The organism is Streptomyces platensis, from assembly GCF_008704855.1.
In the GTDB taxonomy this organism is placed as follows: Bacteria; Actinomycetota; Actinomycetes; order Streptomycetales; family Streptomycetaceae; genus Streptomyces; species Streptomyces platensis.
This window is the reverse complement of record NZ_CP023691.1, coordinates 1,093,046-1,114,321: the sequence shown is the minus strand read 5'-3', so window position 1 is coordinate 1,114,321 and position 21,276 is coordinate 1,093,046. Positions and strand designations below refer to the sequence as shown.

Below are 21,276 nucleotides of genomic sequence, written 5' to 3'. Positions count from 1 at the left end.
TTCTTTCCAGCCTGAGGGGGCCGGTGCAGGTGACGAACAACGAGAAGCTTGTCGAGTATCTGAAGCAGGCGGCGATCGACCTGCGAGAGAGCCGCCGTCGCGTCTGGGAGCTCGAATCCGAGCCGATCGCGATCGTCGGAATGGCCTGCCGGTACCCGGGCGGCGTGTCGTCACCGGAGGACCTCTGGGACCTGGTGTCCCAGGGCGAGAACGGCATCACCGAATTCCCCGCCGACCGCGGCTGGGACCTCGACTCGCTGTACCACCCGGACCCCGCACACCGCGGTACTTCCTACGTCCGGCAGGGCGGATTCCTGCATGAGGCCGCGGAGTTCGACCCGGCATTCTTCGGCATCTCACCGCGCGAAGCGCTGGCCATGGACCCACAGCAGCGGCTGATGCTGGAGGTCTCCTGGGAAGCCGTCGAACGCGCCGGAATCGACCCCCTTTCGCTGAAAGGGAGCAAAACCGGTGTGTTCGCCGGCGTCATGTACCACGACTACGGCACCGGAGTCTCCGGAATATCCGAGGAAGTGGCCGCCTTTCTCGGCAGCGGTTCCGACGGCAGCATTTTCTCCGGCCGGGTCGCCTATCTGCTCGGCCTCGAAGGCCCCGCCGTATCCGTGGACACCGCCTGTTCCTCCTCGCTGGTCTCCCTGCATCTGGCGATCCAGGCGCTGCGCTCCGGCGAATGCTCGATGGCACTGGCCGGCGGCGTCACCGTGATGTCCACCCCCGTCACCTTCGTCGACTTCAGCCGCCAGCAGAACCTGGCACGCAGCGGTGAGGTCAGGGCGTTCGGCACCGGCGCCGACGGCACCGTGCTCAGCGAAGGCGCCGGAATCCTGCTGGTCGAGCGGCTGTCGGACGCCGAGCGCCACGGTCACCCGATCCTTGCGGTGGTGCGGGGTTCGGCGGTGAACCAGGACGGTGCGTCCAACGGCCTGACCGCCCCGAACGGCCCCTCGCAGCAGCGCGTCATCGACCAGGCACTCGCCAACGCGGGCGTAACGGCCGGCCAGGTCGACGCGGTGGAGGCGCACGGCACCGGCACGACGCTCGGCGACCCGATCGAGGCCCAGGCGCTGCTGGCCACGTACGGCCAGGACCGCCCCGAGGACCGGCCCCTGTGGCTGGGGACGGTCAAGTCGAATATCGGGCACAGCCAGGCCGCGGCGGGCGCGGCCGGTGTCATCAAGATGGTCATGGCCCTGCGGCACGGTGTGCTGCCCAAGAGCCTGCACATCGATGCGCCCTCGTCACACGTGGACTGGTCCGCCGGCGCGGTGGAACTCCTGACCGAGGCCAGGCAATGGCCCGAGAGCGGCCAACCGCGCCGGGCAGGCGTCTCGTCGTTCGGTATCAGTGGGACGAATGCGCATGTGGTGCTGGAGCAGGCTCCTGAAGAAGGGGGGCGGGTGGAGTCGGTTGTTCCGGCGGTGGTCGGGCCGGTGCCGTGGGTGTTGTCTGCTCGTTCTGCGGAGGCGTTGGCGGGGCAGGCGGAGCGTCTTGGGTCGTTTGTGGTGCGGCAGCCGGAGGTGGGGCTTGCTGACGTCGGGTTTTCGCTTGCGACGAGCCGTGCGGGGTTGGAATACCGGGCGGTGGTCACGGGGGCGGATCGCGAGTCGCTGCTCGCGGCTCTAGAGGCCCTGCCTTCGGTGAGTGGGCCTGTGGCTGGTGATGGGCGTCTTGGTGTGCTGTTCACCGGTCAGGGGGCGCAGCGGCTGGGGATGGGCCGTGAGTTGTATGAGACGTATCCGGTGTTTGCGCGGGCCTGGGATGAGGTCTGTGGGGAGCTGGACGGTCTGCTGCCTCGGCCGCTGACGGAGGTGGTCCGGGGCGGGGGAGAGCTCCTCGACCAGACGCAGTTTGCGCAGGCGGCGCTGTTCGCGCTGGAGGTGGCGCTGTATCGGTTGGTGGAGTCCCATGGTGTGGCTCCGGCTGTGTTGCTGGGTCATTCCATCGGTGAGGTGACAGCTGCGTATCTGGCGGGTGTGTGGTCGCTGTCGGATGCGGCGAAGTTGGTGGCGGCGCGTGGGCGGTTGATGCAGGTCCTGCCGACCGGCGGCGTCATGGTCTCGGTGCGGGCTTGGGAGGATGAGGTCGCGCCGCTGCTGGACGGCCGCGCTCAGGTGGGCATCGCCGCTGTCAACGGCCCCGAGTCCGTGGTGATCTCGGGTGCTGAGGCTGAGGTGGCGAAGGTCGTCGCCGCTCTGGAGGCGGAGGGGCGGAAGGTCAAGCGGCTGCGGGTGAGCCATGCCTTCCACTCGCCGCTGATGGACCCGATGCTGGCCGAGTTCCGTTCCGTCCTGGACCAACTCACGTATGAAGACGCTAAGTTGCCGGTCGTCTCGAATGTGACCGGCCGCCTCGCTGACCCCGCCGAGCTTCGTGACCCGGAGTACTGGGTGCGGCACGTCCGGGAAGCCGTCCGCTTCCACGACGGTATGCGCGCTGCCTACGGCGAGGGCGTCACCACCTTCCTCGAACTCGGCCCCGATGGCGTCCTGTCGGCCATGGGACAGGACTGCCTCCGTGAGGCCGAGGGCACTCCCGCGGTCTTCCTGCCCGGTCTGCGCAAGGACCGGCCCGAGGCGGAAGCCGTCCTCCAGGCCCTTGGCGCTGCCTACGCGCGGGGTGTCGTGGTGGACTGGGCGACGTTCTTCCCCGGTGCCCGCCAGGTGGCGCTGCCCACCTACGCGTTCCAGCGGCAGCGGTACTGGCTGGACCGCACCGGCGCGGGCGCCGGCGATGTGACCTCGGCCGGTCTGGGCGCTGCGGATCACCCGCTGCTCGGCGCTGCCGTCGCCCTCCCGGATTCGGACGGGTTCCTCTTCACCGGCCGGCTGTCCCTGGCCACCCACCCCTGGCTCGCCGACCACTCCGTACTCGGCGCTGCCGTGTTGCCCGGCTCGGCCCTGGTCGAACTCGCCATACGGGCCGGTGATCAGGTCGGCTGTGACCTGCTGGAAGAGCTCACCGTGCGGGCACCCCTGATCCTGCCCGAACGTGGCGGAGTGCAGCTCCGGGTCGCGCTCGGTCAGTCCGCGGTGGACGGTCGCCGTGAGATTGCGGTGTTCGCCCGCGATGAGGAAGCGGTGGACGAGGCCTGGACCCGGCATGCGGACGGAGTGCTGGCCGCGGGGATACCCGTCGGGAGCGTCGACCCTGCGGTATGGCCGCCGGCCGGCGCGGAAACCGTTTCCGTGGAAGGGCTCTACGGGGAGCTGGCCGCGGCCGGATTCGAGTATGGGCCGGTGTTCGGCGGTGTGCGAGCGATGTGGCGTCGTGGCGATGAGGTCTTCGCCGAGGTTGCGCTGCCCGAGGAAATCGCCGACCGGGCGGGCGAGTTCGGCCTGCACCCGGCATTGCTGGACGCAGCCCTTCAACCGGTGACCGACGGGCTGCGACTGCCCGTCTCCTGGTCCGGGGTGCGGCTGCACGCGGTGGGCGCGGTGTCGTTGCGGGTGCAGCTGACCAAGGCCGGTGACGGCTATGCGCTGACCGCGACGGACGAGGCCGGCGGCCTGGTGGCGTCGACGGACGTGGTGACGTGGGGCGCGGTCGAAGCCGAGAAGTTCGCCAACGCCACGGTGCGGCAACGGGATTCGCTCTTCGGGGTGGAGTGGTCGGAGTTGCCGCTTCGGTCTGAGCCGGTGGCGGGTTCGTGGGCGGTCCTTGGTGAGGACGGGGCGCTGGCTGCGGCGCTGGGTGCGTCGGGTGCGGACGTGCTGAGTGAGCTGGTGGAGGTGCCGGAGTGTGTTGTGCTGGCGGTGCCTCGTACGGATGGTGCGTCGCCTGTCCCGTCGGCGGTACGGGCCACGGTGGGTCGGGTGCTGGAGAGCGTCCAGTCCTGGCTGGCTGATGAGCGGTGCACGCGTTCGAAGCTGGTGATCGCGACCCGTGGCGCCGTGTCGGTGGCGGGCGAGCCGCTGGATGCGGTGGCTCCCGCGGTGTGGGGTCTGCTGCGTTCCGCCCAGGCCGAGAACCCGGATCAGTTCGTGCTGCTCGACCTTGACGAGCGTGAGGCGTCGATGGAGGTGATCGCCGCGGCGGTTGCTTCGGGTGAGCCGCAGGTGGCGGTTCGCGACGGGGTGGTTTCCGTGCCGCGGCTGGTGCGGACTGCGCCGTTGGACAGTGCGCCGGTGTGGGACTCCGAGGGCACGGTGCTGATCACAGGCGGTACAGGCACGTTGGGTGCGCTGTTCGCCCGGCATCTGGTGTCTGAACACGGTGTTCGCAGCTTGGTGTTGACCAGTCGCCGTGGTCTGGAGGCTGACGGTGCACGGGAGTTGCGGTCGGAGCTGACGGAGCTGGGCGCTCGGGTTGAGGTCGTGGCGTGTGACGCGGCTGACCGTGATGCGCTGGCCGCCGTGCTGGCGAGCATCCCGGCCGAGGCCCCGCTGACGGGTGTGGTGCACACCGCCGGAGTCCTGGACGACGGCATCATCGGCTCGCTGACCCCGGAGCGCCTTGACACCGTGCTGCGGCCGAAGGTGGACGCGGCCTGGAATCTGCACGAGCTGACCCAGGGCCTGGATCTCTCGGCGTTCGTGTTGTTCTCCTCGGCCGCCGGTGTGCTCGGCAGTGCCGGGCAGGGCAATTACGCCGCGGCCAACTCCTTCCTCGACGCGCTCGCTGAGCACCGTCGTCTCAGTGGCCTGCCGGGTACCTCCCTGGCCTGGGGCCTGTGGGCAGACGCCGGCGGAATGACGGGGCAGCTCAGCGACGCCGACCTGCGGCGCATGGCGGCCGACGGTGTGCTGCCGGTCTCCGCGGCCGAAGGCGTGGACCTGTTCGACGCGGCGATCGCCGTGGAATCGGCGCTGTCCGTGCCGATCCATCTCGACGTGCGGGCCCTCGCCGCCGCGTCCTCGGTACCGGCGATCCTGCACGGCCTCATACCGGTCCGGCGGCGTACTGCCGCGGTCGGCGGCGGTGCCGGCAGCACATTGCGGGACCGGCTCGCCGGGCTGACGAAGGCCGAGCAGGACCGTGCTCTGCTGGACCTTGTCACCGCCCAGGTAGCCCTGGTGCTGGGCTACTCCGACAGCAGTGGGCTCGACGCGTCCCGGGCGTTCAAGGACCTCGGGTTCGACTCGCTCACCGCCGTGGAACTGCGTAACCGGTTGGACAACGCCACCGGTCTGCGGCTGTCGGCCACGCTGATTTTCGACTACCCCACCCCGTCCGCGATGGTGCGCCATCTGCGGGAGGAACTGCTCGGCGGCCAGAGCACCCCCCCCGCGGTACGTGCCAAGGCAGCCGTGGACGACGAGCCCATCGCCATCGTCGGCATGGCCTGCCGGTTCCCCGGCGGGATTGACAGCCCCGACGCGTTGTGGGAGCTGCTGGCGCGTGGCGGCGATGCGATCGGTGACTTCCCGGCCGACCGTGGCTGGGACGTGGAGCGGCTCTATCACCCGGACCCGGAGCACAAGGGCACCTCGTATGTGCGCGAGGGCGGCTTCCTCGGCAACGCCGGTGATTTCGATGCCGGCTTCTTCGGCGTCTCGCCGCGTGAGGCCACCGCGATGGATCCGCAGCAGCGGATCCTGCTGGAAACCTCCTGGGAGACCCTGGAGAACGCGGGCATCGACCCGACCACTCTGCGGGGCAGCGACGCCGGTGTCTTCGTCGGTACCAACGGCCAGGACTACGGCTCGCTCCTCGCCCAGGGCGCGGACAACGCGGACGGCTACCTGATCACCGGAACCTCGGCCAGTGTGGTCTCGGGCCGGGTCTCCTACTCACTCGGCTTCGAAGGCCCCGCGGTCACCGTGGACACGGCGTGCTCCGCCTCGCTGGTGGCACTGCACTGGGCGATGCAGGCACTGCGGTCCGGTGAGTGCTCGCTGGCCCTGGCCGGCGGTGTCTCGGTGATGTCCACCCCCGATACGTTCATCGACTTCTCCCGGCAGCGCGGTCTCGCGGCGGACGGCCGCTGCAAGCCGTTCGCCGCGGCCGCGGACGGTACGGGCTGGGGCGAGGGCGTCGGCATGCTGCTCGTGGAGCGGCTCTCCGATGCCCGGCGGAACGGCCATACAGTCCTCGCGGTGGTGCGGGGTTCGGCGGTGAACCAGGACGGTGCGTCCAACGGTCTGACCGCCCCCAACGGCCCCTCGCAGCAGCGGGTGATCCGGCAGGCGCTGGCCGGTGCGGGCCTGAAGCCGTCCGAGGTGGACGCGGTGGAGGCACACGGCACGGGCACGCGGCTGGGCGACCCGATCGAGGCCCAGGCGCTGCTGGCCACGTACGGCCAGGACCGGCCCGCCGACCAGCCCTTGTGGCTCGGCGCGATCAAGTCCAACCTCGGGCACACCCAGGCCGCGGCCGGAGTCGCCGGCGTCATGAAGATGGTCCTCGCCATGCGGCAGGGCCTCCTGCCCAAGACCCTGCACCTGGACGAGCCCACTCCGCATGTCGACTGGTCCGCGGGCGCGGTCGAGCTGCTCGCCGAAGCGCAGGAGTGGCCGGACACCGGCCGCCCCCGCCGCGCCGGTGTGTCGTCGTTCGGTATCAGTGGGACGAATGCGCATGTGGTGCTGGAGCAGGCTCCTGAAGAAGGGGGGCGGGTGGAGTCGGTTGTTCCGGCGGTGGTCGGGCCGGTGCCGTGGGTGTTGTCTGCTCGTTCTGCGGAGGCGTTGGCGGGGCAGGCGGAGCGTCTTGGGGCGTTTGTGGTGCGGCAGCCGGAGGTGGGGCTTGCTGACGTCGGGTTTTCGCTTGCGACGAGCCGTGCGGGGTTGGAATACCGGGCGGTGGTCACGGGGGCGGATCGCGAGTCGCTGCTCGCGGCTCTAGAGGCCCTGCCTTCGGTGAGTGGGCCTGTGGCTGGTGATGGGCGTCTTGGTGTGCTGTTCACCGGTCAGGGGGCGCAGCGGCTGGGGATGGGCCGTGAGTTGTATGAGACGTATCCGGTGTTTGCGCGGGCCTGGGATGAGGTCTGTGGGGAGCTGGACGGTCTGCTGCCTCGGCCGCTGACGGAGGTGGTCCGGGGCGGGGGAGAGCTCCTCGACCAGACGCAGTTTGCGCAGGCGGCGCTGTTCGCGCTGGAGGTGGCGCTGTATCGGTTGGTGGAGTCCCATGGTGTGGCTCCGGCTGTGTTGCTGGGTCATTCCATCGGTGAGGTGACAGCTGCGTATCTGGCGGGTGTGTGGTCGCTGTCGGATGCGGCGAAGTTGGTGGCGGCGCGTGGGCGGTTGATGCAGGTCCTGCCGACCGGCGGCGTCATGGTCTCGGTGCGGGCTTGGGAGGATGAGGTCGCGCCGCTGCTGGACGGCCGCGCTCAGGTGGGCATCGCCGCTGTCAACGGCCCCGAGTCCGTGGTGATCTCGGGTGCTGAGGCTGAGGTGGCGAAGGTCGTCGCCGCTCTGGAGGCGGAGGGGCGGAAGGTCAAGCGGCTGCGGGTGAGCCATGCCTTCCACTCGCCGCTGATGGACCCGATGCTGGCCGAGTTCCGCACGGTCCTGGACCAACTCACCTACAACGACGTCAAGTTGCCGGTTGTCTCGAATGTGACCGGCCGTCTCGCCGACCCCGCCGAACTCCGCACCCCGGAGTACTGGGTGCGGCACGTCCGGGAAGCCGTCCGCTTCCATGACGGCATCCAGGCCGCCCACGCCGAGGGCGTCACCACCTTCCTCGAACTCGGCCCCGACGGTGTCCTGACGGCCATGGGACAGGACTGCCTGCCGGAGACCGCGACCCTTCAGCCGAGTCTGCGCAAGAACCGGTCCGAGCCGGAAGCGGTGCTCCAGGCTCTGGGCGCCGTTTACGCGCGGGGCGTCGTGGTGGACTGGGCGACGTTCTTCCCCGGTGCCCGCCAGGTGGCGCTGCCCACCTACGCGTTCCAGCGGCAGCGGTACTGGCTGGACCGCACCGGCGCGGGCGCCGGCGATGTGACCTCGGCCGGTCTGGCCGCCGCGGATCACCCGCTGCTCAGTGCCGCGGTGCCGCTGCCCGGGTCCGACGGGTTCCTCTTCACCGGGCGGCTGTCCCTGGCCACTCACCCCTGGCTCGCCGACCACGCCGTCATGGACACGGTCCTGGTGCCCGGCACCGCGCTGGTCGAACTCGCCATCCGGGCCGGGGACCAGGTCGGCTGCGACCTGCTGGAGGAGCTGACCCTTCAGGCGCCGATGATCATTCCGTCGACCGGTGGGATACAGATCCAGATCACCGTGGATGGTCCGGACGCCCACGGCCGACGCGAGCTGTCCATGTTCTCCCGTGGCGAGGACGGTGCGGAGCCGTGGACCCGGCATGCGCTGGGCGTGCTGACCACCGCGGGTGCCCTCCCGCTCCCGGACCTGGGTGAAGCGGCCTGGCCGCCGGCCGGGGCCGAGGCCGTCTCCGTGGACGGCTTCTACGCGGAACTCGTCGACGCCGGATTCGGCTACGGCCCGGTGTTCCAGGGGGTACGGGCGGCCTGGCGACGCGGCGCGGAGCTGTTCGTCGAGGTCGCGCTGCCTGACGGCGCCGCCGAGGAGGCCGCCGAGTTCGGGCTGCACCCTGCCCTGCTCGACGCCGTACTCCAGACCTTCGGTCTCAGCGACGACCTCGGCACGGACGGCCCCGGCCTGCCCTTCGCCTGGGCCGGAGTGCGCCTGCACGCCGTCGGCGCGGCCTCCTTGCGGGCCCGGCTGACGCCGACGGGCGACGGCGGGATGCGGATCCTGGCCGTCGATGACGCGGGCGCCCCGGTGGCCACCATCGAGGCCCTGACCACCCGTCCGGTGCCTGCCGCCGGGCAGCTGGCGCGTGCTGGTGGCGGACAGCGGGAGGCGTTGTTCGCGGTGGAGTGGGCGCCGGTCGCGCTGCCCGCCGGGGACGTGGACGGCGCGTGGGCGGTGGCCGACGAGGATGTGGTGCCGGCGGCCGGTCTGGGCGTGGGAGTCCTGGATCCGTCGGCGGAGTCGGTGCCGGGTCATGTGGCGTGGTCCCCGGACGTGAAGCCGGGCGCGAGCGCGGATGTTCCGGGCTCGGTGCGCGGGGCTACGGCCGAGGTGTTGCAGCGGGTACAGACCTGGCTGGTGGATGAGCGGTTCGAGGGTTCGACCCTGGTGATCGTGACCCGGGGCGCCGTCTCGGTGGCGAGCGAGCCGGTCGAGGTGGCGGCGGCCGCGGTGTGGGGGCTGGTGCGGTCCGCGCAGTCGGAGAACCCGGGCCGGTTCGTGCTGGTCGACGTGGACGGTGAGGCGGGTTCGCTCCAGGCGGTCCGTGCGGCCGTGGCATCCGGCGAGCCACAGCTGGCGATCCGGAACGGTGTGGTGTCCGTGCCGCGGCTGGCGCGGATCGTGCCGTCCGGAGTGGACGGTGCGCCGGTGTGGGACCCCGAAGGCACCGTGCTGATCACCGGCGGCACGGGCACGTTGGGTGCCCTGTTCGCCCGGCACCTGGTGTCTGAACACGGCGTCCGCAGGCTGGTGTTGACGAGTCGCCGTGGCCTGGAGGCGCGCGGCGCACGGGAGTTGCAGTCCGAGCTGACGGAGCTGGGTGCCCGGGTTGAGGTCGTGGCGTGTGACGCGGCTGACCGGGAGGCCCTCGGGGAGCTGCTGGCGGGCATCCCCGCGGAGGCCCCGCTGACGGGTGTGGTGCACACGGCAGGTGTCCTGGACGACGGCATCATCGGCTCGCTGAACCCGGAGCGCCTCAACACCGTGCTGCGGCCGAAGGTGGACGCCGCCTGGAACTTGCACGAGCTGACCGAGGGACTGGACCTCTCGGCGTTCGTACTGTTCTCGTCTGCTGCCGGTGTGCTCGGCAGCGCCGGACAGGCCAACTACGCCGCGGCCAACTCCTTCCTCGACGTGCTCGCTGAGCACCGCCGTCTCAGTGGCCTGCCGGGTACCTCCCTGGCCTGGGGGCCGTGGGCGGCGGACACCAGTGGAATGACCGGCCAGGTCGAGGACACCCATCTGCGGCGGATGGCCGCGGACGGGTTCCTGGCGATCTCCGCGCCCGACGGCACCGCGATGTTCGACGCGGCCGTCGGCGCCGACGAGGCCGTGATCGCCCCGATCCGGCTGGACGCGCAGGCCCTCGCGGCCTCCGGGGCGGTGCCGGCGATCCTGCGAGGAGTGGTGCGGGCCCCCGTGCGCCGTACCGCCGCCGAGGCCACCTCGGCCGGATCGCTGGGCGACCGCCTGCTGGGTCTCCCCGTCGAGGAACGCGATGAGCTGCTGCTCGACCTGGTGACCACCCAGGTGGCGGCCGTACTGGGCTACGAGAACGCGGGTGCGGTCCGGATCGACCAGGTATTCAAGGACCTCGGATTCGACTCGCTGACGGCGGTCGAACTGCGCAACCGGCTCAACTCGGCGACCGGCCTGCGGCTGCCCGCCACCTTGGTGTTCGACTACCCGACCCCGGCTGCGCTGTTGGACCATCTGCGCGACGAGTTGGTCGGGGACCGGGATCAGCCGGTCGTCACCGGCGTCGCCACCGGCACGACGGTGGACGAACCCATCGCCATCATCGGTATGGCCTGCCACCTCCCCGGCAACGTCCACAGCCCCGAGGACCTCTGGCGCATGCTGGAAACCGGGCGGGACGGCATCTCCGCCTTCCCCGGCGACCGTGGCTGGAACCTCGACGCCCTGTACCACCCGGACCCCGACCACCAGGGCACCTCGTACACGCGCGAGGGAGGTTTCCTGGACGGTGCCGCGGACTTCGATCCCACGTTCTTCGGGATCAGCCCGAACGAAGCGCTGGCCATGGACCCGCAGCAACGGCTCCTGCTGGAAACCTCCTGGGAAGCCCTGGAGAGCGCGGGAATCGACCCCACCGCCCTGCGCGGCACCCCGACCGGCGTCTACGCCGGGCTCATGTACCACGACTACGTCCACCAGTTGCAGTCCGTGGGCGAGGGCGTCGAGGGCTTCATGGGCACCGGCAACTCCGGCAGTGTGACCTCCGGCCGGCTGGCCTACTCCTTCGGGTTCGAAGGGCCCGCGGTCACCGTGGACACCGCGTGTTCCTCGTCGCTGGTGGCCCTGCACTTCGCGGTGCAGGCACTGCGGTCCGGTGAATGCTCGCTGGCCCTGGCCGGCGGTGTGACCGTGATGGCCACCCCCGATACGTTCATCGACTTCTCCCGGCAGCGCGGCCTGTCCGCGGACGGCCGCTGCAAGCCGTTCGCCGCGGCCGCGGACGGTACGGGCTGGGGCGAGGGCGTCGGCATGCTGCTCGTGGAGCGGCTCTCGGACGCCCGTCGCAACGGTCACCGGGTCCTGGCGGTGGTGCGGGGTTCGGCGGTGAACCAGGACGGTGCCTCCAACGGTCTGACCGCCCCCAACGGCCCGTCGCAGCAACGGGTGATCCGGCAGGCATTGGCCGGCGCACGACTGTCCCCGTCCGAGGTGGACGCGGTGGAGGCGCACGGCACCGGTACGCGGCTGGGTGACCCGATCGAGGCCCAGGCGCTGCTCGCCACGTACGGCCAGGACCGCCCCGAGGACCGGCCGCTGTGGCTGGGGTCCATCAAGTCGAACATCGGTCACACCCAGGCCGCGGCCGGTGTCGCCGGTGTGATGAAGATGATCCTGGCCATGCGGCAGGGCCTCCTGCCCAAGTCGCTGCACGTGGACGAGCCCTCCCCGCATGTGGACTGGGCCGCCGGCGCGGTCGAACTCCTCGCCGAGGCGCGCGAATGGCCGGACACCGGCCGTCCGCGCCGGGCGGGGGTGTCGTCCTTCGGCATCAGCGGGACGAATGCGCATGTGGTGCTGGAGCAGGCCCCTGAAGACGTGCCGGCCGAGCCGGTCGAGCCGGTCGAGGGGGCCCGGCCCGGGGTTCTGCCGTGGGTGCTGTCGGCGCGTTCGGAGCAGGCGTTGGCGGCACAGGCGGGCCGGTTGGCGTCCTTTGTGGAGGAGCGGCCGGAGGTGGGCCTGGCTGATGTCGGGTTGTCGCTGCTGAGCACGCGGGCGGTGTTGGAGCACCGGGCCGTGGTGGTCGGCGCTGAGAGGGAGCAGCTGCTGAGTGGCTTGCGTGGGCTTGCCGGTGGGCTTGCTGGTGGTTTTGCCGGTGGCCTGGATGGTGCGGGTGTGGTCCAGGGCAGTGTGGCGGCTACGGCGGCTTCTGGTGCGGTGCTGGTTTTCCCTGGTCAGGGGTCGCAGTGGCTGGGTATGGCGGATGAACTGCTGGCCTCCTCCCCGGTGTTTGCGGGGCGGATGGCTGAGTGTGGTGCGGCGCTGTCGGAGTTCGTGTCCTGGGATCTGATGGCGGTGCTGTCGGATGAGGACGCATTGGCGCGGGTTGATGTGGTGCAGCCGGTGCTGTGGGCGGTGATGGTGTCGTTGGCTGCGGTCTGGGAGGACTGTGGCGTGGTGCCGTCGGCTGTGGTGGGGCATTCGCAGGGTGAGATCGCGGCCGCTTGTGTGGCGGGGATTTTGTCGCTGCGTGATGGCGCGCGGGTGGTGGCGTTGCGCAGTCAGGCCATCGGTCGGGTGTTGGCCGGGCGTGGTGGCATGGTCTCCGTTGCCGGCTCGCGCGAAGTCGTGCAGGAGCGCATCGCCAAGTGGGGCGAGCGGGTGTCCGTGGCCGCCATCAACGGGCCTATCTCGACCGTGGTTTCCGGTGAGCCCGATGCCTTGCAGGAGTTGTTGGCGGAGTGTGCTGAGCAGGAGGTGCGGGCGCGGCGGATTCCGGTGGATTACGCCTCGCACGGTGCCCAGGTCGAGGAGCTGCGTGAGGAGCTCGCGGCGGTTCTGGCTGAGGTGGCGCCTGCTGACGGCCGTATCCCGTTCTACTCCGCGATGCATGCGTCGGTGGTCTCGGGCGAAGAGCTGGATGCTGCCTACTGGTTCGAGAACCTGCGCAATCCCGTGCGGTTCGAGGAAGCCGTCCAGGCCCTGTTGGCCGACGGTCACGGCGTGTTCGTGGAGTGCAGCGCGCACCCCGTACTGACGCCTGGAATCGAGGACACCGCGCAAGGGGCAAGCAGTCCTGTCGTGGTGACCGGCACCCTGCGTCGTGAGGAGGGTGGCTGGTCCCGGTTCGCGCAGTCGCTCGGCCGGCTCTGGGCGCATGGCGTCCCGGTGAACTGGCGCACCCTGCTGCCCACCGGCCGGCGGGTTGACCTGCCTACTTATGCCTTCCAGCACAAGCGCTACTGGCCCGCCACTGTGGTCGCGGCCGGTGACGCCACCGGCCTCGGCCAGGCGGACTCGCAGCATCCCCTTCTGGGCGCGGCCGTGGCCCTGCCCGAGTCCGACGGTTATCTGTTCACCGCGCGGCTGTCCCTGGCCACGCACCCCTGGCTGGCCGACCACGCGGTACTCGGTGCCGTGGTGCTGCCGAGTTCTGCCCTCGTGGAGCTGGCCTTCCGGGCCGGTGACCAGGTCGGCTGTGACCTGCTGGAAGAACTCACCGTGTTGGTTCCGCCTCTCCTGCCGGAAGGCGCCGGGCTCCAGCTCCGTGTCACCGTCGGCGAATCCGATGCGGACGGGCGCCGGGAGCTGGCCGTGTTCTCCCGCAATGAGGACGCCGAAGCCGACCTGCCCTGGACCCGGCACGCCACCGGCGTACTGGCCGCGGGTGCTGCACCCGTCGGATTCGGCGAAGCGGCCTGGCCGCCGGCCGGCGCCGACACCATGACGGTGGACGGGCTCTATGACGAACTCGCCGCCGCGGGGATCACCCATGGCCCGGTCTTCGAGAACGTCCGAGCGGCCTGGCGCCGCGGTGCGGACCTGTTCGCCGAGGTCGCTCTGAAGGAGGAGAACGAGGGCGAGGCGGGCCGATTCGGTCTGCACCCTGCCCTGCTCGACGCCGCGCTGCACCCGGCGACGCGCCAGGAAGTCGCGGACGGGACACCACTCGCCGCGCAGTGGACAGGCGTGACGCTGTTCGCCGAAGGCGCGACCGCGCTACGGGTCAAGCTCTCCAGCGTGGGGGACGGCTACGCCCTCGTAGCCGCCGACCACGACGGCGAAGTGGTCGCCACGGCCGAATCCATTGCCTGGACGGCGATTTCCGAAGAGGACGTGACGGCCGCCGGCCCTGGGCACCGGGATTCGCTGTTCGGGGTGGAGTGGTCGGAGTTGCCGCTTCGGTCTGAGCCGGTGGCGGGTTCGTGGGCGGTTCTCGGTGAGGACGTGGGGCTGGCTGCGGCGCTGGGTGCGTCGGGTGCGGATGTACTGAGTGAGCTGGTGGAGGTGCCGGAGTGTGTTGTGCTGGCGGTGCCTCGTACGGATGGTGCGTTGCCGGTGCCGGCGGCGGTTCGGGCCATGGTGGGTCGGGTGCTGGAGAGCGTCCAGTCCTGGCTGGCTGATGAGCGGTGCACGCGGTCGAAGCTGGTGATCGCGACTCGCGGCGCCGTTTCCGTGATGGGCGAGCCGCTGGATGCGGTGGGTGCCGCGGTGTGGGGTCTGCTGCGTTCCGCGCAGACCGAGAACCCGGATCAGTTCATGCTCATCGACCTTGATGAGCAGCACTCCTCGGTGGGCGCCATCGCCGCGGCGGTTGCTTCGGGTGAGCCGCAGGTGGCGATCCGCGACGGGGTGGTCTCCGTGCCGCGGCTGGTGCGGACTGCGCCGTCGGACAGTGCACCGGTGTGGGGCTCGGAGGGGACGGTGCTGATCACGGGCGGTACGGGCACGTTGGGCGCGCTTTTCGCCCGGCATCTGGTGTCTGAACATGGCGTCCGGAGCTTGGTGTTGACCAGTCGTCGTGGTCTGGAGGCTGACGGTGCACGGGAGTTGCGGTCGGAGCTGACGGAGCTGGGCGCTCGGGTTGAGGTCGTGGCGTGTGACGCGGCTGACCGGGACGCGCTGGCCGCCGTGCTGGCGAGCATCCCGGCCGAGACCCCGCTGACGGGCGTAGTGCACACCGCCGGAGTCCTGGACGACGGCATCATCGGCTCGCTGACCCCGGAGCGCCTTGACACCGTGCTGCGGCCGAAGGTGGACGCGGCCTGGAATCTGCACGAGCTGACCCAGGGCCTGGACCTGTCGGCATTCGTGCTGTTCTCCTCCGCTGCCGGTGTGCTCGGCAGTGCCGGGCAGGGCAGTTACGCGGCGGCGAATACGTTCCTGGATGCGCTCGCTGAGCACCGTCGCCTGCGTGGTCTGCCGGGTACCTCCCTGGCCTGGGGGCTGTGGGCCGATGCCAGTGGGATGACCGGGCAGCTCAGCGAAACCGATCTGCGGCGGATGGCCAGGGGCGGGATGATCCCGCTCGGCCAGGCCGAAGGCGCCGCACTGTTCGATGCTGCGATGGCCGCGGACCAGCCGGTTGCGCTGTCCGCCCATCTCGACCTGAACGCCATCGCCGGCACTGGTGAGGTTCCGTCGCTGCTGCGCAGCCTGGTGCGGGTCCGGCGCCGTGCCGTGACCACCGGCAGTGCGACGGCCGACACCCTCGCCGAGCGACTGCGTCCGATGACCGAGGCGGAGCGTGAGCGGACCCTGGTGGAACTGGTCCGCCGGCAGGCCTCCGCCGTACTCGGCTACGACGGCGGCGACGCCGTGGGGACCACCCGGGCCTTCAAGGAGCTCGGCTTCGATTCGCTCACCGCGGTCGAACTGCGGAACCGGCTGAACGCGGCCACCGGGCTGACCCTGCCGGCCACGCTGATCTTCGACTACCCGAACCCGGAGGCCCTCGCCCGCTACGTACGTGAGGAGCTGCTGGGCACGGTGGCCGCACCGGTCGCCGCGGTCCCGGTGGCCCGGCCCGTCGACGACGACCCCATCGTCATCGTCGGCATGGCCTGCCGCTATCCCGGAGGGGTGGCTTCGCCGGACGACCTCTGGCAGCTCGTGACCAGCGGTGGGGACGCCATCTCCGGCTTCCCCGTCAACCGTGGCTGGGACCTGGACAACCTGTTCGGCGGCGATTCCGCCGAAACCGGCAAGAGCATCACCCAGCAGGGCGGATTCCTCTACGACGCGGGCGAGTTCGATGCCGGCTTCTTCGGGATCAGCCCCCGGGAGGCCCTGGCGGCCGATCCGCAGCAGCGGATTCTGCTGGAGGCCGCCTGGGAGACCTTCGAGAACGCGGGCATCGACCCGCTGGCCCTGAACGGCAGCCAGACCGGGGTGTTCACCGGGATCAACTACCACGACTACGCGCCCGCCGACGGAAACGTCCCCGAGGACATCGAGGGCTACCTCACCACCGGTGGCGCGGGCAGTGTGCTCTCCGGCCGGATCTCCTACTCACTCGGCCTCGAAGGGCCGGCGGTGACCGTGGACACGGCCTGCTCCTCGTCACTGGTGGCGCTGCATCTGGCCATCCAGGCGCTGCGCTCCGGGGAGTGCTCGATGGCCCTGGCCGGCGGTGTCTGCGTGATGGCCACCCCCGGCAACTTCGTGGAGTTCTCCCGGCAGCGCGGTCTCGCGGCGGACGGCCGCTGCAAGCCGTTCGCCGGCGCCGCGGACGGCACCGGCTGGGCCGAAGGCGCCGGCATGGTACTGGTCGAGCGGCTGTCGGATGCCCGGCGGAACGGCCACCCGATCCTGGCCGTGGTGCGGGGTTCGGCGGTGAACCAGGACGGTGCGTCCAACGGTCTGACCGCCCCCAACGGCCCCTCGCAGCAGCGGGTGATCCGGCAGGCGCTCGCTAACGCCGGGCTCGAACCGTCCGACGTGGACGCGGTGGAGGCGCATGGCACCGGCACCACGCTGGGCGACCCGATCGAGGCTCAGGCGCTGCTCGCCACGTACGGGCAGAACCGGCCCGCCGACCGGCCGCTGTGGCTCGGTGCGGTCAAGTCCAACATCGGGCACACCCAGGCCGCCGCCGGTGCGGCCGGAGTCATCAAGATGGTCTTCGCGCTCCAGCAGGGGCTGCTGCCCAAGACCCTGCACGTGGACGAGCCCACCCCGCATGTCGACTGGACCGCGGGTGCGGTGGAGCTGCTGACCGAGACACGGAAGTGGCCGGAGACCGGCCGCCCGCGCCGGACCGGTATCTCCGCCTTCGGCATCAGCGGCACCAACGCCCACGTCATCCTTGAGCAGGCGCCCGCAGAGGAACTGGCCACGACGGCGCCCACCACGACGGCGCCCACCACGACGGGACCCGCGACGTCGGGACCCGTGACGTCGGAAACCGCCGAGGCCGCGCCCGCCGAGAGCGGACCTGCCGGTGCGCTGTCCTGGACGCTCTCCGCGCGGACGCAGGAAGCCCTGTACGCACAGGCGGGACGGCTGGTGTCCTTCACCGCCGAACACCCGGAACTGGCCCCGGCCGACATCGGGTTCTCGCTGGCCACCACCCGTGCGGCGTTGGAGCACCGCGCGGTCGTCACCGGGGCGGACCGGGACGCCCTGCTGGCCGCGGCCGGACGGCTGGCCGCGGGCGAGCACCCCACAGCGGTCGCCGGCGATGGCCGGGTCGGTGTGCTGTTCACCGGTCAGGGTGCGCAGCGACTGGGCATGGGCCGCGAGCTGTACGACACCTACCCGGTGTTCGCGCGGGCCTGGGACGAGGTGTGCGGGGAGCTGGACGGTCTGCTGCCTCGACCGCTGGCGGAGGTGATCTGGGGCGAGGAGGACCTGCTCGATCAGACGCAGTACGCGCAGGCGGCGCTGTTCGCCCTGGAAGTCGCGCTCTACCGCCTGGTCGAGTCCCATGGTGTGACACCGGCTGTGCTGCTGGGCCACTCCATCGGCGAGGTCACGGCTGCCTATCTGGCGGGTGTGTGGTCGCTGGCGGATGCGGCGAAGCTGGTCGCGGCCCGTGGACGGCTGATGCAGGAGCTACCGGCCGGCGGTGTGATGGCGTCGGTGCGGGCCTCGGAGGACGAGGTCGCGCCGTTGCTGGAGGGCTGCGAGCAGGTCGGTATCGCCGCCGTCAACGGCCCCGAGTCCGTCGTGATCTCCGGCGCCGAGGCCGAGGTGGAGCAGATCGCCGCCGCCTTGGAGGCGGAGGGCCGCAAGGTCAAGCGGCTGCGGGTGAGCCATGCCTTCCATTCGCCGCTGATGGACCCGATGCTGGCGAAGTTCCGTGCGGTGTTGGACCAACTCACCTACAACCAAGCCCAGTTGTCACTGGTCTCCAACGTGACCGGCCGTCTCGCCGACCCCGCCGAACTCCGCGACCCGGAGTACTGGGTGCGGCACGTCCGGGAAGCCGTCCGCTTCCATGACGGCATCCAGGCCGCCCACGCCGAGGGCATCACCACCTTCCTCGAACTCGGCCCCGACGGCGTCCTGTCCGCCATGGGCCAGGACTGCCTGCCGCAGACCGCCGCAGCCACCGCTTCCGCCACCCTCCAGCCGAGCCTGCGCAAGGACCGCCCCGAACCCGGCGCGCTGAGGGACGCACTGGGCGGGCTGTGGGCCCATGGCGTCGCGGTGGACTGGACCCCGCTGTTCCCGGGGGCCCGGCGGGTGGCGCTGCCCACCTACGCGTTCCAGCGGCAGAACTACTGGCTACAGGCCAACACGGGGAGCGGCGACGTGTCCTCGATCGGGCTGGGCGCCGCGGACCATCCGCTGCTCGGCGCCGCGGTCACCCTGCCGGATGCCGTGGTCCTCACCGGGCGGCTGTCCCTGGCCACCCACCCCTGGCTGGCCGACCACACCATCATGGACACCGTTCTGCTGCCGGGAACCGCTCTGGTCGAACTCGCGATCCAGGCCGGGGACCAGGTCGGCTGCGATCTCCTGGACGAACTCACCCTGCACGCCCCGCTGATCCTCCCGCCGCACGGCGGAATGCAGCTGCGCGTCACGGTGGGGGAGGAGTCGGCCGGGGACGGGCGCCGCGCACTCGCGGTGCTTTCCCGGAACGAGAACGAGCCCGACCAGGAGTGGACCCGGAACGCCACCGGCACACTGACCGTCGCGACGGACACACCGGTGCGCTTCAGCGAAAGCGTCTGGCCGCCGGCCGATGCCGAGCGCATTCCGGTGGACGGGTTCTACGAGGAGTTGGTCTCGGTCGGCTTCGCGTACGGGCCGGTGTTCCAGGGGCTGCGCGCGGCCTGGCGGCGGGGTGCGGAGGTGTTCGCCGAAGTGGCCCTGCCCGAGGAGCCGGGCGCCGATGCGGCGAAGTTCGCCCTGCACCCGGCGCTGCTCGATGCCGCGCTACAGACCGTGGGACTGCTCGGTGACGCCGTATCGGGGCTGCCGTTCGCCTGGACCGGTGTCCGGCTGCACGCCGTCGGTGCGACCGCACTGCGCGTCCGGCTCTCCCCGGCCGGTGACGGCGGGGTGCAGGTCCTGGCGGCCGACGAGACCGGTGCGCCGGTGGCCACCATCGATTCCCTGGTGACCCGGCCGGTGCCGGCCGAACAGCTCGGCTCCACCACGCGGCGCGGAGCACTGTACGAACTCGCCTGGACCGCCCTCGAAGAGGAGGCTGCCGAGCCCGTACCCGGTAGCTGGACCGTGGTCGGCCCGGACGCGGAGAAGGTCGCCGAACCCCTGCGGCGGGCGGGCGTGGACGTCAGCACCTGCCCGGAACCGGCGCAGGCGGCGGGCCGGGACGCGGCACCGGACTTCATGGTGCTGCCGGTATCGGTGTCGGTGCCGGTATCGGTGTCGGAGTCCGGTGGCAGGACGGAGGCGAGGCCGTCGTCCGGTGCCGGGACGGAGGCGACGCCGGCCGCGGCCCGTGCGGCGGTGCACAGTGTCCTGGGCACGGTCCAGGAGTGGCTGGCCGACGAGCGCCTTGCCGGCACCCGGCTGGTCGTCCTCACCCGGGGTGCGGTCGCACCCGACGGGGCACCGGCCGACCTGGTGACCACGCCGGTCTGGGGCCTGCTGCGTTCCGCGCAGTCGGAGCACCCGGACCGGATCGTGCTGGCCGACCTCGACGACGAGGACGCCTCGATGGCGAAGCTGCCCGCGCTGATCGCCGCCGGTGAACCGCAGGCCGCGATCCGCCGGGGCGTCGCCTCGGTGCCACGCCTCGCCGCGCTCGAACCGTCCGGCCAGGACAGCGCCACGGTGTGGAACACCGGAGGAACGGTGCTGATCACCGGCGGTACCGGTGTGCTGGGCGCCGAGGTCGCGCGGCACTTGGTGACCGGACACGGCGTACGGAACCTGGTGCTGACCAGCCGCAGTGGGCCGACGGCCGAAGGCGCCGAGGAACTGCGGGCCCAACTCACCGAAGTCGGCGCCCGGGTGGAGATCCTCGCCTGCGACGCGGCCGACCGGGACGCGCTCGCCGCGGTGCTGGCCGGGATTCCGGCGGACGCTCCGCTGACCGGAGTGGTGCACACCGCCGGAGTCACGGACGACGGGGTGATCACCTCGCTGACCCCCGACCGGGTGGACCGGGTGCTGCGGCCCAAGGTCGACGCGGCCTGGAATCTGCACGAGCTGACCCAGGACCTGGATCTGTCCGCGTTCGTGCTGTTCTCCTCGGTCGCCGGCATCCTCGGCGCGCCGGGACAGGGCAACTACGCCGCCGCCAACACCTTCCTGGACGCGCTCGCCGCGCACCGGAGGGCGGCCGGCCTCCCCGCGGTCTCGTTGCCCTGGGGCCTGTGGGCGCGGAGCAGCGGGATGACCGGCAAGCTCGGCGAGGCCGATCTGCGGCGCATCGGAAGCGGCGGGCTGGTACCACTGTCCTCCGAGGCGGGTGTGGCGCTGCTCGACGCGGCGACCGTGGCCGGCCCGGCCGTGGTGCTCCCGATGGACCTGGACCCGCGGAAGCCGGCGGCGTCGGGCGACATCCCCGCGGTGCTGCGCGGCGTGGTGCGGGCACCCGCACGGCGGGCGGCGGCAGCCGGCCCGGCCGTGGCGGAGGTATCGCTGGGCGACCGGCTGGGGGCCGTACCGGCAGCCGAACGGTCCGGCATGGTGCTCGATCTGGTGCGCACCCATGTCGCCGCGGTCCTCGGACATGCGGAGACCGGGAAGATGAAGGCGGATCAGCAGTTCACCGAGCTGGGCTTCGACTCGCTGACCGCCGTGGAACTGCGCAACCGTCTGCACACCGCCACCGGTCTGCGGCTGCCGGCCACCCTGATCTTCGACTATCCGACCTCCGCCGCGCTCGCCGACCACATCCTCGGCGAGGTGGTGGCGAACGAGCCCGACCCCGTCGCGACGGTGCTGGCCACCATCGAAAAGCTGGAAGCCGGTCTCTCGATGCTGCGGACGGAGAGCGGTGACCGAAGGGACATCACCAAGCGGCTGGAGCGGGCGCTGAGCCAGTACCGCGACGGCGATACGGCGGAATTCGGCGGCGACACGGACAGCGATATCCGCGACGCCTCCACCGATGAACTACTGGACGTCTTTGACCGGGAGTTCGGTAACTCATGATCTTCCAGAACATTTTTCGTGCCGGTCGAAGGGGCGGAACCAG

The 21,276-nt window shown here is 71.1% G+C and carries 1 protein-coding gene; it reads left to right on the top strand.

What is annotated here, in order from left to right; genetic code table 11:
* The first annotated feature begins 29 nt into the window (after positions 1-29).
* Positions 30-21,233 (top strand): type I polyketide synthase, encoded by a 21,204-nt coding sequence (locus CP981_RS04590; RefSeq protein ID WP_150522310.1) that lies wholly within the window; start codon positions 30-32, stop codon positions 21,231-21,233.
* Positions 21,234-21,276 lie beyond the last annotated feature (43 nt).